The sequence below is a fragment of the Halorubrum sp. SD41 genome (assembly GCF_058630335.1).
Genome location: NZ_JBZVGZ010000011.1, coordinates 16710 through 42073 on the forward strand (window position 1 = coordinate 16710; position 25364 = coordinate 42073).

General features: G+C 71.9%; 26 protein-coding genes. 12 read left to right on the plus strand and 14 right to left on the minus strand.

The features are described 5' to 3' along the window. The first annotated feature begins 426 nt into the window (after nucleotides 1–426). The 6 genes from AC4NMM_RS06565 (at nucleotide 427) to AC4NMM_RS06590 (ending at nucleotide 7763) form a co-directional block, all read left to right on the plus strand. Nucleotides 427–1194 carry a nucleotide-binding protein gene (locus AC4NMM_RS06565; protein WP_096393688.1) on the plus strand — a complete coding sequence of 256 codons (768 nt, stop codon included), beginning with the start codon at nucleotides 427–429 and terminating at the stop codon, nucleotides 1192–1194. Beyond that, entirely contained in the window at nucleotides 1191–1898 is a 708-nt protein-coding gene (locus tag AC4NMM_RS06570) for a DUF8054 family protein (RefSeq protein WP_491923870.1), read from the plus strand. The genes AC4NMM_RS06565 and AC4NMM_RS06570 overlap by 4 nt, the downstream gene beginning before the upstream one ends. Nucleotides 1899–1938: 40 nt before the next feature. Beyond that, nucleotides 1939–2664, plus strand: a complete 726-nt coding sequence (locus AC4NMM_RS06575) for a DUF8116 family protein (RefSeq protein WP_491923910.1) — start codon at nucleotides 1939–1941, stop codon at nucleotides 2662–2664. A 485-nt stretch (nucleotides 2665–3149) separates the two neighbouring features. Continuing rightward, nucleotides 3150–5525, plus strand: coding sequence for a phosphoenolpyruvate synthase (gene ppsA / locus AC4NMM_RS06580; RefSeq protein WP_491923871.1), 2376 nt, complete (start codon nucleotides 3150–3152; stop codon nucleotides 5523–5525). A gap of 75 nt (nucleotides 5526–5600) precedes the next feature. After that, the gene (gene mfnA / locus AC4NMM_RS06585; protein ID WP_096393691.1) at nucleotides 5601–6692 is read left to right on the plus strand and encodes a tyrosine decarboxylase MfnA; all 1092 of its coding nucleotides are present in this window, start codon (nucleotides 5601–5603) and stop codon (nucleotides 6690–6692) included. A gap of 438 nt (nucleotides 6693–7130) precedes the next feature. After that, nucleotides 7131–7763, plus strand: coding sequence for a halocyanin domain-containing protein (locus AC4NMM_RS06590; protein ID WP_491923872.1), 633 nt, complete (start codon nucleotides 7131–7133; stop codon nucleotides 7761–7763). Nucleotides 7764–7798: 35 nt separating this feature from the next. Here AC4NMM_RS06590 and AC4NMM_RS06595 read toward each other — a convergent pair whose 3' ends face one another. Then, nucleotides 7799–8848, minus strand: coding sequence for a glycosyltransferase (locus tag AC4NMM_RS06595; RefSeq protein ID WP_096393693.1), 1050 nt, complete (start codon nucleotides 8846–8848; stop codon nucleotides 7799–7801). 237 nt (nucleotides 8849–9085) lie between these two features. Here AC4NMM_RS06595 and AC4NMM_RS06600 point away from each other — a divergent pair, with 237 nt between their 5' ends. Further along, on the plus strand, nucleotides 9086–10936 hold the full coding sequence (locus tag AC4NMM_RS06600; protein ID WP_096393694.1) for a S9 family peptidase: 1851 nt from the start codon (nucleotides 9086–9088) through the stop codon (nucleotides 10934–10936). Nucleotides 10937–11429: 493 nt separating this feature from the next. On the opposite strand, the gene AC4NMM_RS06605 is transcribed toward AC4NMM_RS06600, so the two are convergent. The 6 genes from AC4NMM_RS06605 to AC4NMM_RS06630 all read right to left on the minus strand — a co-directional run bounded on the left by AC4NMM_RS06605 (nucleotide 11430) and on the right by AC4NMM_RS06630 (nucleotide 17745). Beyond that, nucleotides 11430–12215: an aldo/keto reductase gene (locus tag AC4NMM_RS06605; RefSeq protein ID WP_491923911.1), complete on the minus strand. Its 786-nt coding sequence runs from the start codon at nucleotides 12213–12215 to the stop codon at nucleotides 11430–11432. A gap of 198 nt (nucleotides 12216–12413) precedes the next feature. After that, nucleotides 12414–12836 carry a hypothetical protein gene (locus AC4NMM_RS06610; RefSeq protein WP_491923873.1) on the minus strand — a complete coding sequence of 141 codons (423 nt, stop codon included), beginning with the start codon at nucleotides 12834–12836 and terminating at the stop codon, nucleotides 12414–12416. 116 nt (nucleotides 12837–12952) lie between these two features. Next, on the minus strand, nucleotides 12953–15520 hold the full coding sequence (locus tag AC4NMM_RS06615) for a heavy metal translocating P-type ATPase (RefSeq protein ID WP_491923874.1): 2568 nt from the start codon (nucleotides 15518–15520) through the stop codon (nucleotides 12953–12955). Nucleotide 15521: 1 nt separating this feature from the next. Next, complete coding sequence (locus AC4NMM_RS06620; protein WP_491923875.1) at nucleotides 15522–16358, minus strand: sulfite exporter TauE/SafE family protein; 837 nt, start codon at nucleotides 16356–16358, stop codon at nucleotides 15522–15524. Between the two features lie 109 nt (nucleotides 16359–16467). Next, complete coding sequence (locus tag AC4NMM_RS06625) at nucleotides 16468–16893, minus strand: cupredoxin domain-containing protein (protein ID WP_491923876.1); 426 nt, start codon at nucleotides 16891–16893, stop codon at nucleotides 16468–16470. A 63-nt stretch (nucleotides 16894–16956) separates the two neighbouring features. After that, a complete protein-coding gene (locus AC4NMM_RS06630) occupies nucleotides 16957–17745 on the minus strand; it encodes a helix-turn-helix domain-containing protein (RefSeq protein ID WP_096393699.1) in 789 nt (262 codons plus the stop codon). A gap of 134 nt (nucleotides 17746–17879) precedes the next feature. Here AC4NMM_RS06630 and AC4NMM_RS06635 point away from each other — a divergent pair, with 134 nt between their 5' ends. The 5 genes from AC4NMM_RS06635 (at nucleotide 17880) to AC4NMM_RS06655 (ending at nucleotide 23016) form a co-directional block, all read left to right on the plus strand. After that, nucleotides 17880–19412: a phytoene desaturase family protein gene (locus tag AC4NMM_RS06635; RefSeq protein WP_096393700.1), complete on the plus strand. Its 1533-nt coding sequence runs from the start codon at nucleotides 17880–17882 to the stop codon at nucleotides 19410–19412. A 202-nt stretch (nucleotides 19413–19614) separates the two neighbouring features. Next, nucleotides 19615–20415, plus strand: coding sequence for a bacteriorhodopsin (locus AC4NMM_RS06640; RefSeq protein ID WP_096396138.1), 801 nt, complete (start codon nucleotides 19615–19617; stop codon nucleotides 20413–20415). Nucleotides 20416–20521: 106 nt separating this feature from the next. Continuing rightward, complete coding sequence (gene pth2 / locus AC4NMM_RS06645) at nucleotides 20522–20860, plus strand: peptidyl-tRNA hydrolase Pth2 (RefSeq protein WP_096393701.1); 339 nt, start codon at nucleotides 20522–20524, stop codon at nucleotides 20858–20860. Continuing rightward, nucleotides 20861–22357: a tRNA pseudouridine(13) synthase TruD gene (truD, locus tag AC4NMM_RS06650; RefSeq protein ID WP_491923877.1), complete on the plus strand. Its 1497-nt coding sequence runs from the start codon at nucleotides 20861–20863 to the stop codon at nucleotides 22355–22357. It begins immediately after the preceding gene. A gap of 104 nt (nucleotides 22358–22461) precedes the next feature. Further along, nucleotides 22462–23016: a GMP synthase subunit A gene (locus AC4NMM_RS06655; RefSeq protein ID WP_491923878.1), complete on the plus strand. Its 555-nt coding sequence runs from the start codon at nucleotides 22462–22464 to the stop codon at nucleotides 23014–23016. Between the two features lie 23 nt (nucleotides 23017–23039). Here the strand turns inward: AC4NMM_RS06655 and AC4NMM_RS06660 are convergent, their stop codons facing one another. The 7 genes from AC4NMM_RS06660 to AC4NMM_RS06690 form a co-directional block, all read right to left on the minus strand. After that, nucleotides 23040–23465 carry a universal stress protein gene (locus AC4NMM_RS06660; RefSeq protein WP_491923879.1) on the minus strand — a complete coding sequence of 142 codons (426 nt, stop codon included), beginning with the start codon at nucleotides 23463–23465 and terminating at the stop codon, nucleotides 23040–23042. Nucleotides 23466–23489: 24 nt separating this feature from the next. After that, nucleotides 23490–23687 (minus strand): HVO_0649 family zinc finger protein, encoded by a 198-nt coding sequence (locus AC4NMM_RS06665; RefSeq protein WP_491923880.1) that lies wholly within the window; start codon nucleotides 23685–23687, stop codon nucleotides 23490–23492. 164 nt (nucleotides 23688–23851) lie between these two features. Then, nucleotides 23852–24118: a DUF3194 domain-containing protein gene (locus tag AC4NMM_RS06670; protein ID WP_096393706.1), complete on the minus strand. Its 267-nt coding sequence runs from the start codon at nucleotides 24116–24118 to the stop codon at nucleotides 23852–23854. Nucleotides 24119–24122: 4 nt separating this feature from the next. Further along, nucleotides 24123–24512: a prefoldin subunit beta gene (locus AC4NMM_RS06675; RefSeq protein WP_026046168.1), complete on the minus strand. Its 390-nt coding sequence runs from the start codon at nucleotides 24510–24512 to the stop codon at nucleotides 24123–24125. A gap of 119 nt (nucleotides 24513–24631) precedes the next feature. Next, nucleotides 24632–24889, minus strand: coding sequence for a KEOPS complex subunit Pcc1 (locus AC4NMM_RS06680; protein WP_096393707.1), 258 nt, complete (start codon nucleotides 24887–24889; stop codon nucleotides 24632–24634). 23 nt (nucleotides 24890–24912) lie between these two features. Next, nucleotides 24913–25047 (minus strand): DNA-directed RNA polymerase subunit P, encoded by a 135-nt coding sequence (locus AC4NMM_RS06685; protein WP_007994536.1) that lies wholly within the window; start codon nucleotides 25045–25047, stop codon nucleotides 24913–24915. A 4-nt stretch (nucleotides 25048–25051) separates the two neighbouring features. Continuing rightward, a complete protein-coding gene (locus AC4NMM_RS06690; RefSeq protein ID WP_007994537.1) occupies nucleotides 25052–25318 on the minus strand; it encodes an eL43 family ribosomal protein in 267 nt (88 codons plus the stop codon). Nucleotides 25319–25364: the final 46 nt, after the last annotated feature.

Consider the following 25364-nt stretch of genomic DNA (forward strand, 5'->3'; position numbering starts at 1 on the left):
TTTATAAATAAACAGTGACGCTGCGGCGAATACCTCCGAGTCCCTAGCCGTTCGCTTATAAATATCCGACAGCGGATCGACGACGGACGCCTCCAAAGCCCCAGCCGGGAGGACTCGATGGGCTCGCTGCGGTCCTCGTCGCTCACTACGTTCGCTCCTGCGGTCCTTGCTTCGCCCGTCTTCGTCCTCCCGGCTGCCCCTTTGAGTCCCGCCCCGCACCGCACCGCACAGCACTGCGCCTCACGCCTCCCCAGCCTCGTCGGTGGTCCTCCGCTTCGCTCCGGCCCACCGACTCCCTCGCGCGTGCTCCTCGCGGCCGCCTTCGGCGGCCACTCGGAGGCACGCGCCACCGCAACCGCAACAGATGCGGAATCCGTCGCGACCGCGATGGGTAGCTTTTATTCGGAGCGCCCGGCGAGCGGGCGTATGGTCGAGGCGTTCGCGGTCGCCAGCGGGAAGGGCGGCACGGGGAAGACGACGAGCACGCTCGCGCTCGGGATGGCGCTCGCGGCCGACCACGACGTGACGGTCGTGGACGCCGACACCGGGATGGCGAACCTCCTCTTTCACGCGGGGCTCGACGACGCGGCGGTCACCCTCCACGACCTGCTCGTCGAGGGCACCGCGACGGACGTGAGCGAGGCCGTCTACGAGCGGTTCGGGCTCTCGGTCGTCCCCTGCGGCACCTCGCTCGCCGGCTTCGAGGCCGCGGAGCCGGAGCGCCTCCGCGACGTGGTGGCCGAGCTCGCACGCGACACCGACGTGCTCCTGCTCGACTCGCCGGCCGCGCTGGGCTCGAAGTCGGCCGTGCTCCCGGTCGTGCTGGCCGACCGCGTCGTGGTCGTCGTCGAGCCGACCATCCCCGCGCTCTCGGACGGCCTGAAGGTCCAGGAGTACGCCCGCTCGTACGGCACGGAGACCGCCGGCGTCCTGTTCAACAAGGTCCGGGACGAGGCCGACGACGTCGCCGCGCAGGCGGAGCGCCACTTCGGCGGCCCCGTCCTCGCGAACGTCCCCGAGAGCGACGACGTCCGGGCGGCGCGCAGAGCGGGAGAGCCCCTCCTCGCGCACGCCCCGGAGAGCGAGGCCGCCGCGCGCTACCGGCGGGCCGCCGACCGGCTCGACGTGCGCGACGGCGACGGCGACGCGGTGGCGGACCGGTTCCGCAGCGCGGTCGTCCCCGACACGCCATGAGCGGGAACCCGAAGAGCGACGGCTCGGACGGCGACAGCCCCGGCGGCGACGGCTCGGAGTCGGCCGCGCTCACCATCCCGCGGGGGACGCTGCTGCGCTCGCGGGTGGTCTCCGACGTGGGGACGACGCTGTCGCGCGCGCTCGACCGCGACCTCACCGGCTACGCGACGCTGGTCCCGCAGGAGACGCTGCTCCTGTCCGGCGAGGCCCGCGGCGTCATCACCTTCGACGACGGCGTGCCCGTGCTGGCGTACAACACCGTGACGGACAGCGGCGGCCCGGACGCGCTCGCGGAGCTGGCGGTCCCCGGCCCCTACCGCGTCGAGCTGTACGCCGTCGACGCGAGCGGACTGGCCGCGGCCCACGAGGAGGAGGCGCTGCGCGTCGCGCCCGACGCGGCCGCGACCGAGCTGGCCGACGACGCCGCCCTCGCCGAGCGGACCCGCGAGGCGGCGCCCGACGAGCGGCTGCGAGACATCGACGGCGAGGACGACGCCGTCGCCGCCTTCCTCGCGGACGAGGAGCGGATCGACGCGATCCGGGAGCAGGCCCGCTCGGAGGCCCGCGACCGCGCGGCCGAGTGGGGGCTCGACGACGCGCTCGACGATCCGGAGGCGGTGAGCGAGAGCGACGCCGGCGGCTCCGTCGAGAGCGACGCCGGCGGCTCCGTCGAGCGCGACGCCGGCGGCTCCGTCGACGGCTGACCGACCGAACGGTTATTTCGACTCGGACCCTCCGTCCCGTATCACCGTCCTCCGACTCCTGCGGCTGACCGCGCCCGCCGACTTCGCGGCCTGGTACGCCGCCGGCCGCGCGTACACGACCGGCGTCGCGGCGGGGATGGGCTTTCCCGGCGTCGACGGACTCGACGACGACCGGATCGTCCGCCGGCTCCGGACGGCCCCCGACGAGCTGACGCCCGCCGAGGCGCGCTCCGTGGCGGCGACGCTGCTCGCGGACGGCGCGTTCTCGGAACCGTACTGCGAGTGGCTGCCGACCTGGTACGAGCTCGCGCTGATCGCGCCGGTCCGGTACGGCGACTGGCGGCTGCGACGGGTCGCCGGCGCGGTCGCCGACGAGGCGGGCGTGACGGTGACCGCGCCGCGGTTCTCGCGCCCGACCGACGTCCGAATCGACGGCGCGCCGGCGCTGTCGCGGGTCGACGGCTTCCGCGAGCGGTTCCTCCTCGCCGACTCGCTGCTCCACCTGGAGTGGTTCGAGCACGTCGCAGCCGCGGACGGGATCGACGTCCCCGCCGACCTCGTCGCGCGGACCCGCGAGGAGTCGCTGTCGTACTACGGCGGCGACCGCGACCGCCTCTCGCCCGACGTGCGGCGGTTCCAGCGTCACCTGTTCGCCGACGACCGCTGGGTCAGCCGCGTCGACGAGGCGTACGACCTCGACAGCGTCCTGTTCCGCCTCTGGGAGCGGCTCCTGCGCGACGAGCGGCGGCGACTGAGCGACGACTGATCGGGGAGGGCGGTCGACCGAGTCGCGGTGCGGGCCAAGCGGGTCGTGGTCTGAGTCGACCAAGCCGAAGTGTTACAGATCCGGTAACAAGTTACGGGACCTAATCCCGAAACGGGAGGTAAGTATAGGCGGATCCCTCGATTACTGCGTTGTACGAACCGCGTTTCGGTTCGCTGTCCCCGACCTTCGGCCCTCGTTTTCGTTCGCGGCCGAGACCCGTTCGTCGCGGCACCGATCCCACTCGTGGTCGTACCGGAGGCGCCGGGTATCGGCAGCGCCGCGCATCGCGTTCGAGCTGTGGAGAGCCCTCGCCTGCCATCGGCCCGATCCGGCGACAACCGACGCAGGCCTCCCCCTCGCTGGTGAAGGGACCGGGAACGGCGACCGCGACGAACGGAGACAACTCGGCGGCGAGTAATCTTTTATTCAGCGTTGCGGCCGCCGGAACCTTCATACGTCGCCTCGCGGATCCTCCGGGTACACGAATGGCAGTACTCTTGCTGGAGGATGTCGATGCCGACGACGTCGGGACCGTCGGCGGAAAGGCCGCGTCGCTCGGCGAACTCATCGGTGCTGGGCTCCCGGTGCCGCCGGGGTTCGCCGTCACCGCGGGGACGTACCGCACCTTCATCGAGGAGGCCGGGATCGACGACGAGCTGTTCGACGCGGTCGACGTCGACCCCGAGGACTCCGCGGCGCTCCGCGAGGCCGAGGCGCGCGCGGAGGAACTCATCCTCGACACGCCGTTCCCCGAAGAGGTGCGCGAGGAGATCGTAGAGCAGTACCGCGCGATGGCCGAGGACGGCGAGGAGGCGTTCGTCGCGGTGCGCTCCTCGGCCACGGCCGAGGACCTCCCCGACTCCTCCTTTGCCGGCCAGCAGGAGACGTTCCTCAACGTCCGCGAGGACGACCTCCTCCGGCGCGTGAAGGAGTGCTGGGCCTCGCTTTTCACCCAGCGCGCGATCTACTACCGACAGCAGCGGGGGTTCCCGCACGCCGAGGTCGACATCGCGGTCGTCGTCCAGCGGATGGTCGACGCCGACAAGTCCGGCGTGATGTTCACCAGCCACCCCTCGACGGGCGAGCCGCAGGTCACCATCGAGGCCGCGTGGGGGCTCGGCGAGGCGGTCGTCTCCGGCACCGTCTCCCCCGACAACTACGTTTACGACCGCGAGCGCGGCGAGGTCGACGAGGTCACCGTCGCGGACAAGAAGGTCGAGATGGTGAAAGACGAGGAGACCGGCGAGACGGTCCAGCTCGACGTCGGCGAGGACCGCCGACACGAGCGGGTGCTCTCGGACGCCGAGATCGGCGATCTCGTCGAGCTCGGCGAGCGGGTCGAGGAGCACTACGGCTCGCCCCAAGACGTCGAGTGGGCGATCTACGACGGCGAGATATATATGCTCCAGTCGCGCCCGATCACGACGATCCGGGAGGACGCCGGCGACGAGGCGGGCGCGAGCGGCGACGCCGCGGGCGGGGGCGCCGCGGGCGGAGAGAGTGCGGGCGCGACGACCGCCGACGGCGCCGGGGGCGCGCCGGGAAGCGGCCCGAACGGCGGGACGGTCGGCGGGGACGACGCGGACGTCCTCGTCGACGGGCTCGGCGCCAGCCCGGGCGTCGTCTCCGGGGCCGTCCGGCTCGTCCACAAGCTCGACCACCTCGACCAGGTCCAGGAGGGCGACGTGATGGTGACGGAGATGACGATGCCGGACATGGTGCCCGCGATGAAACGCGCCGCCGGCATCGTCACCGACGAGGGGGGAATGACGAGCCACGCGGCGATCATCTCCCGCGAGCTCGGCGTCCCCGCGGTCGTCGGCACCGGCAACGGGACCCGCGTCCTCGAAGATGGCCAGCAGGTGACCCTCGACGGCGACAAGGGGACGATCCGCGCGGGCGAGTCGGAGTCGGCCGAGTCCGGCGAGGAGTTCGAGCCGGTTGAGGCCGCGCGCCCCGAGACACCCGTCAAGCCGATGACGGCGACGGAGGTGAAGGTGAACGTCTCGATCCCGGAGGCTGCCGAGCGCGCCGCGGCGACGGGCGCCGACGGCGTGGGGCTGCTCCGGATCGAGCACATGGTGCTCTCGCTCGGGAAGACCCCCGAGAAGTACATCAACGACCACGGCGCCCGCGCGTATCAGGACGAGCTGATCGAGGGCGTCCGCCGCGTCGCCGACGAGTTCTACCCCCGACCGGTCCGGGTTCGGACCATCGACGCGCCGACCGACGAGTTCCGCGAGCTGGAGGGCGGCGAGGGCGAACCCGCCGAACACAACCCGATGCTCGGCTGGCGCGGGATCCGCCGGAGCCTCGACAAGCCCGAGCCGTTCCGGCAGGAGCTGGCCGCGTTCGCGCGCCTCTACGACATGGGGTACGACAACCTGGAGGTGATGTTCCCCCTCGTCAACGACGCCGCGGACGTCGAGGGGATCGCGGGCCACATGCGCGAGGCCGGGATCGACCCCGAGGCGCGCCGCTGGGGCGTGATGATCGAGACGCCCGCCAGCGCGCTCCAGATCGAGGAGCTGGCGGAGGCCGGCATCGACTTCGCCTCCTTCGGCACCAACGACCTCACGCAGTACACGCTCGCGGTCGACCGCAACAACGAGCACGTCGCCGACCGGTTCGACGAGCTCCACCCGGCCGTGCTGCGGCTCATCGGCGACACGATCGAGACGTGCCGCGAGCTCGGCGTCGACACCAGCATCTGCGGGCAGGCCGGCTCGAAGCCCGAGATGGTCGAGTTCCTCGTCGAGAAGGGCGTCTCCTCCATCTCCGCGAACATCGACGCGGTCCGCGACGTCCAACACGAGGTCAAACGGACCGAACAGCGCCTGCTGCTCGACTCGGTCCGCTGAGGCCGCTCGCGGTCGGTTTCCCGACGCACCCGAGAACGGAACCGGTAAGAGCCGTCCGCGGCAACTGGGGGGCAGATGCGACAGCCGGAACCGGAGCCGCAGTCGTTCGACCGGGTGCTCTCCTCGATGTGCACCGAGCCGCACCCGGACGCCCGCGCGGCCGCCGAGCGGTTCCTCGCCACGAACCCCGGCGACCCCGCCACGTACGAGGCGGTCGCGGAGCTGGAGGCGCGCGCGGTCGAGGGGCTCGCGACGCTCGCCGCCCACCCGACCCCGGCCGACGCCGCCGGGTACGTCACCTCCGGCGGCACCGAGGCGAACGTTCAGGCGGTGCGGTCGGCGCGGAACCGGCGCAGCGAAGGGAGTACGAAGCGCGGAGACGAGGTCAACGTCGTCGCGCCGGCGAGCGCGCACTTCTCGTTTCACAAGGCCGCGGAGGTTCTCGGCGTCGAACTGCGGACGGTCCCCCTCGGCGACGACCACCGGGCCGACCCCGAGGCCGTCGCGGCCGCGGTCGACGACGCGACCGCGCTCGTCGTCGGCGTCGCCGGCAGCACGGAGTACGGGCGGGTCGACCCGATCCCCGAGCTGGCGGCGATCGCCGAGGAGGCCGGCGCGCGGCTCCACGTCGACGCCGCGTGGGGCGGGTTCGTCCTCCCCTTCACCGACCACGCGTGGTCGTTCGCCGACGCGCCGGTCGACACGCTGACGATCGACCCCCACAAGTTCGGGCAGGCACCGGTCCCCGCCGGCGGTCTGCTGGCCCGCGAGGACGCCGCGCTCGACGCGCTCGCGGTCGACACCCCGTACCTGGAGTCCCGGTCGCAGGCGACGCTGACCGGGACCCGGAGCGGCGCGGGCGTCGCCGGCGCCGCCGCGGCGATGGACGCGCTGTGGCCCGACGGCTACCGCGAGGCCGCGGAGCGCGCGGCCGACAACGCCGACTGGCTCGCCGCCGAACTCGCGGACCGCGGGTACGACGCCGTCGAGCCCGAGCTCCCGCTCGTCGCGGCCGACGTGCCCGAGTCCGAGTTCGCCGCCCTTCGCGAGGCTGGCTGGAAGGTGTCGCGGACCGGCGCGGGAGAGCTCCGCGTGGTGTGTATGCCGCACGTGACGCGGGCGGCGCTGCGGGCGTTCCTCGACGACCTCGACCGGATCCGGCGGTAGATCCTTTTAAATACTCGACCGCGGTGGCGAGTCACCCTTATAAACGAACACGCCGAGCGGTGGCGCGTGCCACCGAGCGGCCGGAGCGAAGCGGAGGCCGCGAGGAGCACGCGCGAGGGAGTCGCGAACGCAGTGAGCGACGAGGCTGGGGAGGGGTGAGGCGCGGGGCGGTGCTGTGCGGGGAGGGACTCGAAGGGGCAGTCGCGAGGCGGCCGCAGGCGACGCAAGCACCGCAGGAACGAGCGGAGCGAGTGACGAGGAGCGCAGCGAGCGTGCGGCCGCCTCGCGGCTGGGGCTTCGGAGGCGGTCGCGTCGATCGTTAGTTTATAAGCAATTACGTACAGCCGAGCGGCCGGGGCTTCGGTGGCGGTCGTCGTTCAACAGTGATCCCGCGTTCGGATCAACATATTCACTACGGGTCGCCACGAACCGCCTCGTATGAGTTCGGACGACGTCTCTCGGCGCGCGTTCATGCGGACGGCCGGCGGTGCGGCGGCCGCCGCCGGCGCGGCGACGGCGACGGCGGGGACGGCGGCTGCACAGGAAGTGGAACCCGACTGGCCGAGCGCCGCCGTCGGGAACGTGGGCTCGTACACCGACGCCCGCGGTCAGGACTCGGTGACTATCTCGGTCGGCGCCGGCGACCAGGGGCTCGCGTTCGACCCGACCCTCGTGTGGGTCGACGAGGGGACGACGATCACCTGGGAGTGGACGGGCGCCGGGGGCTCGCACAACGTCCAGACGGTCAACGGCCCAGCGAGCCTCGACAGCGGTAACCCCGTCGGCGAGGAGGGGGCCACCTACGAGTACGAGACGTCCGGCGAGGACGCCGGCATCACCCACTACCACTGCGTCCCCCACACCGCGGTCGGCATGCACGGCGGCCTCGCCGTCGGCGGGGACGTCGCCACCGTCGAGACCGGCGGTGGCGGCGGCTCGAACGCGGTGTTCGTCCCGGACGCCGCCCGCGCGCTCGGGATCGCGACGTTCATCGCGATGGTGAGCACGCTGGGGCTGGCGTTCGTCTTCATGAAGTACGGCGGCACGATCACCGGACAGGACCAGGCGTAGCGGACGGCGACCGATTTCTTTCGCGGTGTCCGCTCTCACTCCCCGTCGACGAGCTCCTCGTACAGCGCGACGTAGCGGTCGATCACCGCGTCGTGGTCGAACGAGGCGAACTCGCGGTCGACCGCGCGGCGTTCGAGGTCGCCGACCGCGACGAACTCGTCGGCGAGCTCCGCCGGGCTGGTGACGAGCCGCCCGCGCTCGCGCCCCTCGACGAGCTCGTGGGCGCTGGAGTCGGCCTGGTACTCGACGAGGGCGACGCAGCCGCACGCGACCGCCCACAGCAGGTCGGTCGCGAACGTCTCCCACGTCGCGGTCGCGACCGCGACGTGCGTTCCTTTAAATACCGGGATCCGCTCCTCGACCGGCAGGTCGCCGAGGAACTCGACCCGGTCGTCGATCCGGAGGTCGCGGGCGATCTCCTCGATCCGGCCGCGCTCCGGCCCGTCGCCGATCACCGCGGCGGTCCAGTCGCGGCCGCGAAGCTCGGCGAGCCCGAGGAGGAACGTCTCGACGTTGGCGTGGCGGTCGAGCCGCCGCGAGTACACCGCGTCGAAGCGGTCGTCGACGCCCGCGGCCTCGACGGCGTCGAAGTCGATGCTCTCGGGGAGCACGCGCACGTCGTCGCCGTCGGCGCCGTGTTCGCGGACGCGCGTCTTCGTGGTCCGGGAGGGGGCAGTCACCGCGTCCGCGCGCCGCGCGAGGGGCCGGTACCAGCGGCGGGCGTCGGCCGGGTGGTCGCGCCACCAGTCGACGACGACCGGGGCCCGCGAGAGCGACCCCGCGACCGTGGCGGCGAGCGCGGGCGTCGGCGGGGTGTTGACCGCGTGAACGACGTCGGGACCGACGCGCCGGAGCGCGACCGGGAGCTTCGCGGCGAACGCGACCGGCGCGGGATCGACGGTGACCGACCGGTACTCGACGCCGTCCTCGGAGAACGAATCGTGGTCGCCGCCCCACCACTGCGCGCAGAGCCAGGTCACGTCGTGACCGCGGTCGGCGAGCGCGCGGGCGGTCCGCAGGGTTCGCGTTCGCGCCGGAGTCTCCCCGTGTCCGGGGGCGAAGAGCGAGACGAACGCGACGCGCATACGCCGACCGGACGGCGGGCGCCGGTAAAAAGACACGGCATCCCGCGGAGGAGCGAGGACGGAGCGGCGAGCGGAAGCGTCGACGCGGCAGTCCGCCCGGCCGCGCGGCAACCCGCCCCGGCCGCGCGCCAACACGTCCCGGCCGCGCGCCAACACGTCCCGGCCGCGCGCCAACACGTCCCGGGGCGGGGTTCCGTCACCCGAAACGGTTTCACGGGGCGCGCGGAACCGAGTGGCATGCGACAGTACGACATCGAACGCTACCTCAACGTCCGGAACGCGGGCGGCGCCGACCTCGGTCCCGACGGCCGGCTGTCCTTCCTCCTCGACACGACCGGGACGGGCCAAGTGTGGTCGGTCCGCGAACCGGAGTCGTGGCCCGAACAGCACACCTTCTTCGAGGAGTCCGTCTCCTTCGTCGACTCCTCGCCGGAGCGCTCCGAGGCCGTCTTCGGCATGGACGAGGGGGGCAACGAGCGCGCGCAGCTGTACCGTCTCGACTACGAGTCGGGCGCGATCACGAACCTGACCGACATGCCCGAGGCGAAACACCGATGGGGCGGCTGGGACTCGACGGGCGACCGGTTCGCGTTCGCGTCGAACCGCCGCGACGAGGCCGTCTTCGACGTGTACGTCCAGGGCCGCGACGAGACCGGCGACGACGCCGAACTCGTGTACGAGGGGGACGGCTGGCTCTCGGTGGCCGGCTGGTCGCCGAGCGACGACCGGCTGATCGTCCACGAGGCGCGCTCCTCGTTCGACCACGACGTGTACACCCTCGATCTGTCGACCGGCGACCTCACCCACCACACGCCCCACGAGGGCGACGTGCGCTACTCCGGCCCGGAGTGGGGCCCCGACGGCGAGGGGATATACCTCGTCACCGACCGCGACACGGACACCCTCCGGTTAGAGCGGCTCGACCTAGCGACCGACGAGTTCGACGTCGTCGCCGACGGCGGCGAGTGGAACGTCGACGGCGTCGCGATAGACGACGAGTCCCGCCGGCTCGTCTACTCCCGGAACGTCGACGGCTACACCGAGCTCACCGCCGGCGAACTCGTCGCGCCCGACCGGATCGACGAGTTCCCGGAACCGGACCTCCCGGACGGCGTCGCGGGCGGCGTGAGCTTCGGCCCCGACGGCGACCGGTTCGCGGTGACGGCGACGGGCAGCACGCACAACGCGAACGTCTACGTGGTCGACGCGACCACGGGCGAGGCCGAGCGCTGGACGCGCGCCTCGACGGCGGGCATCCCCCCGGACACGTTCGTCGAGCGCGAGCTGGTTCACTATCCCACCTTCGACGTCGACGAACGACGTTCGTCGGCCAGCGAGACGTCGTCTCGCGCTGGTCGAGAGATCCCCGCGTTCTTCTCCGTGCCCGAGACCGAGCCGCCGGAGTCGGGCTACCCGGTCGTCGTCGACATCCACGGCGGCCCCGAGTCGCAGCGGCGGCCCTCCTTCGCCTCGGTCACCCAGTACCTCCTGAACAACGGGTACGCCGTCTTCGAGCCGAACGTCCGCGGCTCCTCGGGCTACGGGAAGGCGTACTCCGGGCTCGACGACGTAGAGAACCGGATGGACTCGGTGAAGGACATCCGGGAGGGGGTCGGCTGGCTCCACGACCACCCCGAGGTCGACCCCGACCGCGTCGTCGCGATGGGCGGCTCCTACGGCGGCTTCATGGTGCTCGCGTCGCTGACCGAGTACCCGGAGCTGTGGGCCGCCGGCGTCGACATCGTCGGCATCGCGAACTTCGTCACGTTCTTGGAGAACACCGGCGACTGGCGGCGCTCGCTGCGCGAGGCCGAGTACGGCTCGCTCGACGAGGACCGCGAGTTCTTGGAGTCCGTCTCGCCGATCAACAACATCGAACGGATCGAGGCCCCCCTCTTCGTCCTCCACGGCGAGAACGACCCGCGGGTGCCCGTCGGCGAGGCCGAACAGATCGTCGAGGAGGCGCGCGAACAGGGCGTCCCCGTCCGGAAGCTGATCTTCGACGACGAGGGGCACGGGTTCGCGAAGCTCGACAACCGGATCGAGGCGTACCGCGAGATCGTCGACTTCCTCGCCGAACACGTCTGAGACGAGGAGTTCGGTCGGAGGCTCGAATCTGACTGAACGGTCACAGTTCTTTATTTATAACTGAGAGAGCGCAGTGCGGCGGCGGATATCTTCAAACCCCTACTCAGCCGTTTATAAATAGATAACAGTGGCTCGGCAGGGGAACGTCTCCAAGACCACAGCCGATCATTTATAAATAGGCAACAGTGGCTCGGCGGCGACCACCGCCAAAGCCCCAGCCGTGAGACCGCAGTACGCTCGTTGCGCGCTTCAGTCGCTCACTCCGTTCGCTCCTTCCAGTGCTTACGTCGCCTACTGCGGTCTCACGGCTGCCCCTTTGAGTCCCACCACGCCCGCACAGCAACCGCACCTCACACCTCCCCAGCCTCGTCGGCCTCCCTCCGCTTCGCTCCGGTCGGCCGACTCCCTCGCGCGTGCTGCTTCGCGGCCGCCGAGGGCGGCCGCTCGCAGGCACGCGCCACCGCATCGTTTATTTAAAAGAGGCGTCGCTCGCTTACCAGTCCGGCCCGAAGTCGGGGTTGAGCTGGCGGTCGGTGCGGCCGAGGGAGTCGATCGCCGCGACGTCCTCGTCGTCGAGCCGGAGGTCGACGCTCGCGAGGTTGTCGCGGATGTGGTCGATCCCGGTCGCCTTCGGAATGGCGGTGACGCCCTTCTCGCGGAGCCACGCGAGGCTCACCTGCGCGGCGCTGACGCCGTGCTTCTCCGCGATGTCGACGATCGCGGGGTCGTCGAGGATCTCCCCGCGGGCGAGCGGCGAGTAGGCGACGAGTTCCACGTCGTTGGCGTCGGCGTACTCGCGCAGCTCCTCCTGGCGGAGCAGCGGGTGCATCTCGACCTGATTCGCGAACGGCGCCTCGCCGAGCGCGTCGGTCGCGGCGTCGAGGTGATGCGGCTCGAAGTTGGAGACGCCGATGCGGTCGATCAGGCCGTCGTCGCGCAGCTCGGCGAACGCCGGCAGCGTCTCCTCGGGCTCGTACTCGCCGGCCGGCCAGTGGACGTACATGAGGTCGACCGCGTCGACGCCGAGCTTGTCGAGGCTCTCGCGGGTCGACGCGGCCACGTCGGCGGGCGCGAGCTCGTCGATCCACACCTTCGACGCGAGGAAGATCTCGTCGCGGTCGACGTCGCTCTCCGCGATCCCCTCGCCGACGGCCGCCTCGTTGCCGTAGATCTGGGCGGTGTCGACGTGTCGGTAGCCGGCGTCAAGCGCGTTCGCGACCGACTCGGTACACTGCGCCGGGTCGTCGTTCTCCCACGTTCCGAGCCCGAGGACGGGCATTCCGTTGCGGGTCGGTACCGCGGGCTGCTGCTGTTGGTCGGTCATCACTCCCGTCTACTCGCGTGAGCCGAAAATCGCTTGCGGTAGGGGCGGGCGCGGCCGGGTCACGGGGGCGGCCGAGCCAGAGGAGCGGCGGCGACCGAACCGTGCGAGCGGCGGCCGGACCGCGAGAGCGACCGTCGCGAGCGCGCGGGGCGGTCAGTCGAACTCGTCGACGAGCACCAGCAGGTAGCCGACGACCGCGAGGTCGAGCGCGAGCGCGGCCGCGGGGACGACGAGCCCGCCGCCGCCCCGGAGCGCGAAGAGCAGTTCGCCCGTCGACACCATGGCGCCGACGCCGAAGAACAGGAAGGTGAGCCCGAGCGCCCGGCCGCTGCCTCGGCGGAGCCCGAGCGCGGCCCAGCACTTCACCGCCCCGATCGCGGCGACCGGGACCCCGATCAGGAACAACGGACTCGCGACCAGCACCAGTCCGCCGACCAGGTCCGTGAGGCCGCTGATCAGCGCGAGCGCGACGATCAGGGTGACGCCGAGCCGGCGGTCGGTCTCGTCGTCGCTTCCGTCGTCGTCGGACGAAGAGGGGCTCCGGTCGCGGCGCCGCTCGGCTTCGTGGAGGGACATGGGCGGCGCCACGGCCGGGACTGAAAAGTGCCTTCGGGTCGCGGCTGCGGGGGACGGCGGCCAAGTCTCCGGGTCGGCTGCGCCGGCCGCCGAACCCTCGTGGCAGCGCCGGCCGCTCAGTCCTCGGAGAGCAGCGCCCGCGAGGAGTTCGTCACCACGAGCAGGCTCGACGCGCCCATCGCGACGGCGGCGAACAGCGGGTTGAGCAGGCCGGTCGCCGCGAGCGGGATGGCGACCGCGTTGTAGCAGAACGCCCAGCCGATGTTCCCCTTCACGCGCCGCCCGGCCGCTCGGGCGAGCTCGAAGACGGTCGCCACGGAGCCGAGGTCGTCGTCGACGATGGCCACGTCGGCGGCGTCCGCCGCCATCGCGGTGCCGCCGCCGAGCGCGATCCCGAGGTCGGCCGCGGCCAGCGCCGGCGCGTCGTTGGTTCCGTCGCCGACCATCACGGTGACGCCGCGCTCCTTCAGCCGCCCGACCGCCTCGGCCTTCCCCTCCGGCGGCACGCCGGCGAACACCGACGACACCGCGTCGTGGTCGGCGAACACGGTCGCCGCGCGCTCGTCGTCGCCGGTGAGGACGATCACCTCGACGCCCGACTCGTCGAGCGCGGTCACCGTCTCCTCCCAGCCGTCGCGCAGCTCGTCGCCCACCACCACGAACCCCTCGGCGGCGCCGTCACGGCCGACCGCGACCGGGACGCGGCCCACGTCGCGCGCGTCGGCGACCGCCTCGCGGACCGCGTCGGGGACGGCCCAGCCGCGCTCGTCGAAGAGGTCCGGGTGGCCGACGACGACCTCGACGCCGTCGACGACGCCGGAGACGCCGCGGGCGTGGCTCTCGAACGACTCGACGGCGTGAGCGTCGCCTCCCTCGCCGGTCCCGGCGTCGACGGCTTCCGCCCCGCCGTCCGCGACCGCCGGGGTCGCGCCGTCGTCGGCTCCCTCGTCGGCGGCGACGGCCAGCGGGTCGGTCGCCCCCCGTGCCGCCGCGATCGCCTGTCCGACCGGGTGGGCGGAGCGGGATTCGAGGGCGGCCGCGAGCCGGAGCAGGTCGTCGTCGACCGCGCGATCGATCAGCCGCATCTCGCCGGTCGTCAGCGTCCCGGTCTTGTCGAAGACGGCCGTGTCGGCGTCGCGGATCCGCTCGAAGACGGTGTCGTCGAAGACGACGATGTTGCGTTCGAGGGCGTCGCGGATCCCGGCGGCGACCGCGAGCGGGGTCGCCAGCCCGAGCGCGCACGGGCACGAGACGATCAGCACCGTCAGCCCGACGAGCATCGCGTCGGTCGGGGCGCCGCCGAGCGCGAGCGACGCGCCGGCCGCGACGGCCGCGATGACGAGGACCGCCGGGACGAACACCGTGGCGAGCCGGTCGGCGAGCTTCTGGACGCCGTGGTTGCCGCTCTGGAGGTCGTACACCAGCTCCGCGACGCGGTCGAGGCTGGAGGTCGCGTCCGGGCCGACCGCGACCGTGAGCGAGCCGTCCGTCACGACGGAGCCGCCGACGACCGCGTCGCCGGCGACCTTCCGGACCGGCAGCGACTCGCCGGTGACGACCGACTCGTCGACCGCGGCGTCGCCGTCGACCGCCTCGCCGTCGACCGGGACCCGCTCCCCGGCGCGCACGAGGAGCCGGTCGTCCGGTTCGAGCGCGTCGACGGCGACGGACTCCGTCTCGCCGTCACCGGTCAGCCGCCGGGCGTCGTCGACCTGGACCGCGGTGACCTCGGAGAGCAGCTCCGTCGCCCGGTCCTTCACGGAGTCCTCGTAGTGGTTCCCCACCGTGACGATGACGACGATCGCGACGGTCACGTCGTAGTATATCGAGGGCGACTCCACGAAGATCACCGCGAGCGTGCTGTAGAGGTAGGCGCTCACCGCCGCGACCGCGACGAGGAGGTCCATGTTCGGCGAGCGCGTCTTCGCGCTGACGTAGGCGCCGCGGAGGATCGGCTTCCCGGTGAAGAAGAGGACGATGGTCGTGAGGACGGCGATGACGATGAAGAAGTAGGTCCCCGATGTCGAGGCCATCGCCTCGTTGAGGTAGTCGAGGGTCCGCTGGTTGTAGAACGGGAACGCGAAGTACGTCGGGTAGATGAGGACGATGTACTGCAGCATGACGGCCATCCCGACGAGCACGCCCGCCGCGAGCCGCGCCGTCGCCATGTTGTCCGCCTGTCGGCGCGAGAAGGCGTCGTCGCGGGCGTACGCGCTGTACCCCAGCCCGCTCACCGTCTCCGTGAGGTCGTCGACGGTGACCGCGTCGGGGTCGCGGTCGATCCGCACCGTGTCGGTGACGTAGCTCGCGCTCGCGCCGCTGACGCCGTCGGCGTCGGTCGCCACCGTCTCGATGAACGCCTCGCAGGTCGCGCAGTGCATTCCGTCGACCTCCAGGTACGTCGCCTCGTGGCCGTCGGGGACGTCGCGGTCGCCGTCGGCGTCGGCGCCCGCTCCGCCGTCGTCCTCCGCGGCGCCGCCCCGATCCCGTCGCCGCTCGCGGACCGCGTCGGCGTCCACGTCGACGTCGCCGAGCGCGCCGTACACGTCCCGGCAGCCGGTACAGCAGAACCGGTTCCCCTCCTCGTCGGTGACGTCGACGCCCTCGGTCGGGAGTTCGCAGAGGGTACAGGCGGCGGGGTCGCCGTTCCCGCCTGCGCCCGGAGACGGGGGCGCCTCGCTCATCTCACATTCCCCCCATCATCCCGGCGTCGAGCGGGTTCCAGAACGGGAGCCGCGGGTGCGGCACGTGGATCCCGACGGACATCAGCCCGTGCGCGAACAGCACGTAGCCGAGCGCGACGAACGCGACCCCCAACAGCCGGTGGATCCGGCGGCGGTGGACCGGGTCGACGCTCTCGATCAGGGTGCCGTACGCGAAGACGGCGGGGATCGTCCCGAGCCCGAGCGCGCCGAGCGCGACCCCGCCCGCGACCGCCGAGCCGCTCGCGAACGCGTACAGGTACGCCGGGTAGAGGATCGGACAGGGGAGTAACCCGTGGACCGCGCCGAGCGCGACGATCCCGGGGCCGTTCGCGAGCCGGTCGACGTGCCCCGTGAGCCACCCCGTGACGCGTTCGAGCCCGGGGAGGTGGACGCCGCCGGTCGCGCCGCCGAGGAGGTACCGGACCCCGACGGCGATGACGGCCGCGCCGACGAGGAGGCCGACTCCGCCGCGGACGGCCTCCGCGGCGCCCGTCAGGGTCGCGGTCGTGACGAGGACCGCGCCGCCGAGCGCGCCGAGGAGGGTCCCGATCGTCGCGTAGCTCGCCGCCCGACCGAGGTTGAACAGCGCGTGCTGGCGGACCTCGTAGGTTGTCAGGTGCCCCTCGCGACCGGTCGGCGCGTTCGAGGCGCGCGCGGCGCCGGCCTCGCCGCCGTCGGTCCGCCCCGCGTCCGCGTCCATCCGGCTCGCGTACACCGTGACGAGCGGGCCGCACATCCCGATGCAGTGGGCGCCGCCGAGCAGCCCGATGGCTGCGAACAGCAGGACGTCGGTCCCGAGGAGCGCCGAGAGGGTCATGCGAGCCAGTCACCTCCAGTTCGAGGCGCGGGCGGAAACGGGTTTCGTCGGCCGGAGTCGGCGGGGCGGGCCGCGGTTCGTCGGGCACCGTCGAGACGGGTCACACCGATCACTCCTCCACGACGACCGTCCCGTACATGCCGGCCTTTCGGTGCGGGATACAGACGTACTCGTGGGCACCGGGGACCGTGAAGGTGTGTTCGAAGCGGTCGCCGCTCTCCAATCTCCCGCCGAAGTCGGACTGCCACGCCGACTCCGCGGTCTCGTAGTCGTCGAAGCCGCCCGAGGCGAAGAACTCGGCCCCGTCCGGAAGCCCCCCCGCCGTCGCGGTGACCGTGTGTGCGCGGGCGCTCGTGTTCTCCCAGACGACGGTGTCGCCGACGGAGACCGTGATCTCGCGGGGCTGGTACGCGGTCGCGAGCATACCGACGTCGTAGTCCGGTTCGCCGCCGACGCCCGCGCAGCCGGCGAGGGCGACCCCGACCGCCGCGCTCCCGACGGCGCCCGTCCGCCGGAGGAACCGTCTGCGATACATACCCCATCTGGGGGCCTGAACGGTTTCAATATCGCGGTCGACCCCGCCGCGTGGGAACGGGGTTCATCCGCCGACGAGGTCCTCGAAGACGCGGCGCTGCGCCGCCGCGAGGTGTTCCGAGAACGTCGCGCGGGCGATGCCGATGGCGTCGGCCACCTCCGTCGCGCTCGCGCCGCGCGGGTGCTCGAAGTAGCCGAGCCGGTGGGCGGTCCGGACCACCTCGCGCTGCCGCTCCGTGAGCCGTCCGCGGTCGACGACGACCGGGTCCGAGCGGGTGTCGGCCCCGCCGGAGCTCGTGAGCCGTTCGAGTCGGACCGAGCCGCCCGTCGCCTCCAGCGCGTCGATCACGTCGCCGAGCGGGTCGGCCGCGGGCAGGGAGAGCCCGAGCCGAACGCGGTCCGGCGCCGTCCGGACCGTGACCGACGAGACGGGGTAGCCGAGAGACTCGACGGCGTCGGAGGGGAACTTCCCGGACGCTCGGCTCCGGCAGCGGTAGACGAGCTCGTCGCCCCCGTCGAAGACGAGTTCGGCGTCGACGGCGCGGTCGGCGCGGAACTGCGAGACGACCGCGTCGTCGACGCGGACGCGGTCGACGTCCTCCGCGACCGCCCCGGGCGGCAGCGCCCCCGCCACCGGCGCGGGCGTCGGGTCGCGGACCACGACCTCGACGCGGACGCCGGCCTCGTCGGACCGGCCGGGCGACCGCGGCGCGTCCGACTCGCTTCGAGCCGCGTCCGATCCGCTTCGAGCCGCGTCCGCGGAGGCGACGCCGTCGGAGCCGGAGGGGCCGGCCGGTCCGGACTCCCGGGGTTCGGGGGCGCCGGAGTCGGACGAGCGCGACCGCTGTCCCATATTCCGATCTATCGGTCGAACCCGGAAAAAAAGCGAGCCGAACGAGTACGCGTCGCGGCGGTCCGGCGGACGCCTTCATAAAGCCCCGTCGAGAGTTGGCGACGACTCACACGGCGCGAGCCCGTGGCACGCACATGGACGAGGAGTCGCTCCGCGGGCGGTCGGTCGGAGTGGTCGGGGCGGGCGTCGGCGGGCTCTCCGCGGCGGCCTACCTCGCGGCCGACGGCGCGGAGGTGACGGTGTACGAGCGCGCCGAGCGGGTCGGCGGGGTGGCCGGCCGGCTGGAGGTCGACGGGTTCCGGTTCGACACCGGTCCGTCGTGGTACCTGCTGCCGGACCTGTTCGAGCGGTTCTTCGACGACTTCGGTCGGTCGCCCGACGAGTTCTACGAGCTGACCCGGCTCGACCCGCACTACCGCGTGTGCTGGGACGACGGCGACAGCGCCGACGTTCCCGCCGATCCGGACGCGGCCGCCGACCTGTTCGAGTCGTACGAGCAGGGGGCGGGCGCGGCGTTCCGCGAGTACCTCGACGACGCCGAGCGAGCGTACGACGCCGGGATGGAGCGGTTCGTCCTCCCCGGGCGGTCGCGGTTCCGCGACTACCTCTCGCTCGACGTGCTCGCCGGGGGGCGGGAGCTGGATCTCCTGTCCAGTCTCGACGAGCGGGTGCGGTCGTACGTCGACCACCCGAAGCTCAGACAGCTGCTGGAGTACACGCTCGTCTTCCTCGGCGGGTCGCCGCACAACACGCCGGCGCTGTACCAGCTGATGAGCCACGTCGACTACGGGCTCGGCGTCTACTACCCGATGGGCGGGATGTACGAGGTGATCGAGGCGGTCGAGACGGTCGCCCGCGAGGCCGGCGCCGACGTCCACACCGGCGTCGAGGTGACGGGGCTGGAGCCGGTCCAGGGGGGCGTCGAGGTCGAGCTCGGCGGCGACCGCTACGTCCACGACCGAGTCGTCTGTAACGCGCCGCCCGCGCACGTCGAGCGCGAGCTGCTCCCGGACGGCACCGTGCCGCGGCTCGGCGACTACTGGGAGCGGCGGACGTACGGCCCCTCGGCGCACCTGCTGTACCTCGGCGTCGAGGGGGAGCTGCCGGAGCTGGAACACCACACGCTCGCGCTGCCGACGGACTGGGACCCGCACTTCGCGGCGATCTTCGACGATCCGGCGTGGCCGACGGGGGAGGTCGAGCCGGTCGTGTACGTGAACGTCCCGTCCCGGACCGACCCCTCGGTCGCGCCCGAGGGCCACGAGGCGGTCGTGACGCTCGTGCCGCTCGCGCCGGGGCTCGACGACACGCCGGAGCGCCGGGCGGCGCTCAGGGAGCGCGTCCTCGACGCGGTGGCGTCGCGGACCGGCGTCGACCTCCGCGACCGGATCGTCGCCGAGGAGTCCGCGTGCGTCTCCGAGTTCGCGGAGCGGTTCGACCAGCCCGGCGGGAGCGCGCTCGGGCTAGCGCACACGGTGCGACAGACCGGTCCGCTCCGTCCCGGGCCGCGCGTTCGCGGCACCGACCGGCTCTACTACGTCGGCGGGAGTAGCAATCCCGGAATCGGCGTCCCGATGTGCCTGCTCGGCGGGGAGCACGTCGCCGACGCCGTCGCGGCGGACGTCAGCGGCGGGCCGTTCGACCGGCTTCCGCTGGTCGGTCGGTGACCGACGCGTCGCCGTAACGTCCGTCCACTCCTCGATCCGGTAATCGGAATGTTTTGAGAAATACCGCCCGATAACGGAATTCATCAAGAAAACCTTACCAGTAAGGTTAGTACATTTAATAAATACGCGGCGTACTTTTTGGCGTCGCATGATCGAAACAGCTGCGGCCGACCTGCTCGCAAGCGGAACAGTCCCGCTCGAAATGACCCAGACCCAGATCTTCGAGGCGATTCAGAGCGACACCCTCCTCGCCTCGTCGCTCTGGATCAACATCGCGCTCGCCGGCCTCTCGATACTCCTGTTCGTCTATATGGGGCGGAACGTCGAGGACCCCCGCGCCCAGCTGATCTTCGTCGCCACGCTGATGGTACCGCTGGTGTCGATCTCCAGCTACACGGGGCTCGTCTCCGGGCTCACGGTGAGCTTCCTCGAGATGCCGGCCGGCCACGCGCTGGCCGGCCAAGAGGTGCTCACCCCGTGGGGGCGGTACCTCACGTGGGCCCTGTCGACGCCGATGATCCTGATCGCGCTCGGGCTGCTGGCCGGGTCGAACACCACGAAGCTGTTCACCGCGGTCGTCGCCGACATCGGGATGTGCGTCACGGGGCTCGCGGCCGCGCTGACCACGTCCTCGTACCTGCTGCGCTGGGTCTGGTACGTCATCAGCTGCGCGTTCTTCGTCGTCGTCCTCTACATCCTGCTCGCCGAGTGGGCCGAGGACGCCGAGGTCGCCGGCACCGCGGACATCTTCAACACGCTGAAGGTGCTCACCGTGGTCCTGTGGCTCGGCTACCCGATCTTCTGGGCGCTCGGCGCCGAGGGGCTCGCCGTGCTCGACGTCGCGGTCACCTCGTGGGCGTACAGCGGGATGGACATCGTCGCGAAGTACCTCTTCGCGTTCCTCCTGCTGCGCTGGGTCGTCAACAACGAGCGGACGGTCGCCGACGTGGCGTCCGGGCTCGGCTCGGGCTCCCGCGGCGGCGCGGCGCCCGCCGACGACTGACCGGCCGCGGTCCGTTCTCCGCCTCTCTGTATTTTAACCGACGACGAGCCGCCGCCACGGCACCCGAGAGCGAAGCGCTAAACCCCCGGCGGCGGTGAGACGAGACATGAAGCAGGCCATCGTCGCCCGGGCGGACATCGGCATGGGCGAGGGGAAGCTCGCCGCGCAGGTCGCGCACGCGTCGCTGTCGGCGTACCAAGACGCGGGGCGGCGCGCGCGGAAGAAGTGGCAGGGGGAGGGCCAGAAGAAGGTCGTCCTCAGGGGCGACTCCGAGAGCCAGCTGTTCGAGCTGGCCGACAAGGCCGACACGGAGGGGCTGCCCTACGCCGTCGTCCGCGACGCCGGCCACACCCAGCTGGAGCCGGGCACCGTCACGGCGCTCGCGGTCGGTCCCGCCCGCGACGACAGCGTCGACCGCGTCACCGGCGACCTCTCGCTGTACTGAATGACTTCCGAACGCACGCTCCGCGAGGCGCACCCGACCGAGCGCGCGGTGGGAATGGACCACTACGTCAGCGGCGCCGACGGGATCGGCGGGCGGCTCCGCGAGTCGCCCGAGGACTTCCGCGTCCGCGAGCTGGAGGCGTTCGACGCGGTGCCGCTCGACGCCGACCCCGGGAGCTACCCGGATCTGGTCGTCCGGGCGACGCTCCGCGACTGGGACACCAACGACTTCGCGCGCCGGCTCTCGGACGCGCTCGGAATCAGCCGCGAGCGCGTCTCGTGGGCCGGGACGAAGGACAAGCGCGCCGTCACCACGCAGCTGTTCACGGCCCGCGGCGTCGACGCCGACGACCTCCCCGAGATCCGCGGCGCCGAGATCGAGGCGCTCGGCCGGGCGGGTCGGAGCCTCTCGTTCGGCGACCTGGCGGGCAACGCCTTCGAGATCCGCGTCGCCGACGTGGTCGACGAGGCGCCCGAGCGCGTCGCCGAGGCGGTCGCCGACCTCCGGGCGTTCGCGGGCGACGAGGGCGCTGACGACGGGGATAACAGCGGCGACGCGGACGCCCACGAGTTCCCGATCGAGGCGACCGTCGGCGTCCCGAACTACTTCGGCCAGCAGCGCTTCGGCAGCCGGCGGCCGGTGACGCACCTCGTGGGGCTCGCGATCGCCCGGCGCGACCCCCGTGAAGCGGTCCGGCTGTACGCCGGCAACCCGGCCGAGACGGAGCCGGACGACACCCGGGCCGCGCGCGACCGCGTCGACGCGGCGTTCGGCGTGAGCGGGGGGAGCGAGTCCGGCGACGCCGGCGACGGTCCCGCCGCCGACGGCACGGGCGACGGCGACTGGGCCGCCTGTCTCGACGCGATCCCCGGCAAGCTCCGGTTCGAGCGCTCGATGGTCCACCGGCTCGCCGACCGCGGCGTCGCCCCCGACGCGCCGCCCGACGACGAGGACTGGTGGCACGCGCTGGAGGCGGTGCCCTCGAACCTCCAGCGGCTGTTCGTCAACGCCGCGCAGTCGTCCCTGTTCAACCGGATCGCGAGCGAGCGACTGCGCCGCGGGCTCCCGTTCGACCGCCCCGTCGCCGGCGACGTGGTCTGTTTCGCCGACGGCGACGCGCCCGAGGCGCTGTACGCGCCGGACACCGACCGGCTCCAGCGGGTCGACGAGGACCGGGTCTCCCTCGTCGCCCGCCACTGCGAGCGCGGGCGGGCGTTCGTCACCGCGCCGCTCGTCGGCACCGAGACGGAGCTCGGCGACGGCGAGCCGGGGGAGATCGAGCGGGAGATCCTCGCCGACGCCGGGATCGAGCCGGGCGACTTCGCGCTCCCCGGCGAGTTCGACTCCAAGGGGACCCGGCGGGCGATCCTCCTGCGCACGGACCTCGACGTGACGTTCGCGGACGGCGACCCGCGCTTCGCGTTCGCGCTCCCGAGCGGCTCGTACGCGACCGTGCTGCTCCGCGAGTTCACGAAGCGCGGCCCACTCGACCTCTGATCGATCCACGGTTGTGTACTACTGAGTGAGTTCAGCGGTCGAAACCACCACATTACTGTGTTCCGTTCCGAGCCGTTTTTGTGCGACAGCCCGCAACCGAAGGCATGACCCGGATCGTCGTCATCGACCTCCACGGCCAGTTCACCCACCTCGAACGGCGGGCGCTCCGCGACCTTGGCGTCGACACCGAAATCGTCTCCGCGGACACGCCGACCGACGAGGTCGACGCGGACGGAGTCGTCCTCTCGGGCGGCCCGGACATGGACCGCGTCGGCAACGCCCCGGACTACCTCGAACTGGACGTCCCCGTCCTCGGGATCTGTCTGGGAATGCAGCTGATCGCCGCGGAGCTCGACGGGTCGGTCGGCGCGGGCGATTACGGCGGCTACGCCGACGTCGACGTCGAGATCACCGACGACGAGGACCCGCTCGTCGGGTCGCTCGCGCCCGAGACGCGCGTCTGGGCCTCGCACGCCGACGAGGTGACCGAGCTGCCCGACAGGTTCGCCCGCACCGCCACCTCCGACGTCTGCGGCATCGAGGCGATGGCCGACCCGGACGCGGGGCTGTACGGCGTCCAGTGGCACCCCGAGGTCGCCCACACCGAGCGCGGCGAGGAGGTCTTCGAGAACTTCGTCGCGATCTGCGAGTCGGCGTAGGAACGTCGGCAGGCAGCCGAGAACTATTCGCTGATGTGCGCCGTCAAAACCGGGAGTTCGCTATATCGGACGACCCGCTCGGCGACCGACCCCGCCGTGATGAAGCGCCCGATCCCGGTGCGGCCGTGGGTCCCCATCGCGATCAGGTCGGCCCCGTAGTCGGCCGCGGCGTCGAGGATCTCCTCGTGCGGGCGACCGCGACGGAGGTGGAGTTCGGCTTCGACGCCCCGCTCCGCGGCCGCCTCCGCGACCGCGTCAAGCGCGCGCTCGCCGCGCTCCTCCTCGCGTTCGACGACCATATCCCACTCGTCGGCGCCGGCGACGCCCTCGTCGACGACGAACAGCCCGTGGATCCGGGCGCCCGTCAGCGCGGCGAGCCCGCAGGCCTGCTCGATCGCGGCGGCGCTCCCGGCGCTCCCGTCGGTCGGACATAAGATTGCGTCGTACATCGGTGTCGGTCTCGCGTCCCCGTCTCAGAGCCGGTACCGCCGGACCGTCGCCTCGCCACAGCCCGGGCACTCGTGGCGGTACTCGACGGTCGCGCCCGTCGTCGCGGCCGTCCACTCGCTCTCCTCGTTGACGAACCCGCACTCCTCGCAGACGTGCGGTCGGCCGTCGAAGCGCGCCCGGAGCCGGTCGAACGCCGTGGTACCGCCGGTACGAGATGACATGTGGTAACGGTACTCAATAGCATTATTAATAGTTTACTACGAGGGGTAGCAGCCGCGCCCAGCGGCAGGAGTAGCTCCTCGCGTCCGACATCGACTCCGGAAAACGGGTGTGCCGCCCACCTGACGGACGTACGGACGTGCCGCCTGACAGTCAGGCGCGCCGCCTACTCCGCGAACAGCTCGTCGACGGCCTCACCCGCGGTCTCGACGGCCTCCTGCGCGACCGCCTCGCGGTCGGGCTCCGCGTCCTCGGGCGCGTTGAGGTAGACGTCCACGTCGAGGACGCCCTCCTCGAACGTGACGGTGACGTCCAGATCCGTGACCGTCGACTGGTCGTAGTGTTTGAACACGATCCCCTCGGCCGCCTCGGCGGCGGTGCGAACGACTTCGTCGTCGCTCGGCTCCGAGTCGGCGTCGGCGTCGTCGGGCACGGCCTTACGCGCCGCCGGCGCCCGGACCGCCCGGTCCCATCGGGCCGCCGCCGCCGCCCGCGCCGCCCTGGAGCATCTGCTGGAGCTCGCTCTGGAGGTCGTCGAACTGCTCTTCGACGCGCTCCTCCTGCTTCTCGAGCTGCTCGACGCGGACCTCGAGCGAGTCGACCTTCTCCTCGAGGTCGTCGTAGGCGGACTCGTAGTCCGTCTCGACGAGGACCTCGCCGATCTCGCGGTACATCCCCGCGTCCTCGTCGACGTCTTCGAGGGCGTCGAGGGCGGTCTTCGACTCGTTGAGCGCGGACTGCGCCTGCTCCTTCTGCTCGGCGACCTGCTGTGCGGTCTCCTGAAGCTCCTGCAGTTCCTCGATCTTCTCCTGTGCCTCGGGCGGCATGTTCCCTTGCATGGGCGGACCGAGGCGGCCCGGACAGAAAAACCCCTTACTTCTCCGACGAGGGAGAGATGGGCTCGCAGCGGCCCGAAGAGTCGCGGTATCGGCGTATTCGGTGAGCCTCAATCGCGCCCCGCGCCGACGTCCTCGGCGACCGCGACCAGCCGCGACCAGCTGTTGACGCCGGCGCGCAGCGCCACGAGGTCGTCGGCGAGCACGCGGACGCGGACCGACTCGCCCTCGCGGTCGACCGTCGCGCTCGATCGGGCGTCGTCGATCTCGCCGACCTCGGGACCGAGCGCGTCGGCCACGACGCGGGCGCGCCGCTCGGTGGGGTAACTGAAAGAGAGGACCGTCTCGTGTGCGCGCGTCGCCGTCACGGTCCGAAATGGAGGGGGGTCGCTTACTCGACGTCGACTTCCTTGATGTCGCCGCCGCGCTCCTTCAGGAGGACGCGGTGGCCGCAGTACGGGCAGCGCACGCCGCCGTACTCGTCGAGGGTGACGTCGCGCTTACAGCGGGAGCACTTGTAGCTCATCGTCCTATTCCTCGTCGGCGAGCGCGGCGCGGATGGAGCGGCGGACGGTGCGACCGCCGGGCGTCTCGGGGCGGTACGCGCCGCCCGTGAACGTCTCGCCGGTCTCCTCGTTGACCCAGATGCCGGTGCCTTTGCGCGTGACGTCGTCGCCGTCGACGGTCGCGTTGCGCATCTCCGCTTCGATGTCCTGGACCCGCTTGCGGGAGACCCGGCCGTAGCGGGCGCCGAATCGGCCCGCGCTGCCGGTGCTTCGAGCCTTGTCCTCAGCCATAGTAGCCACTCCTACCGGCAGCGTAGGTAAAAAGGCTGCGAGTTGG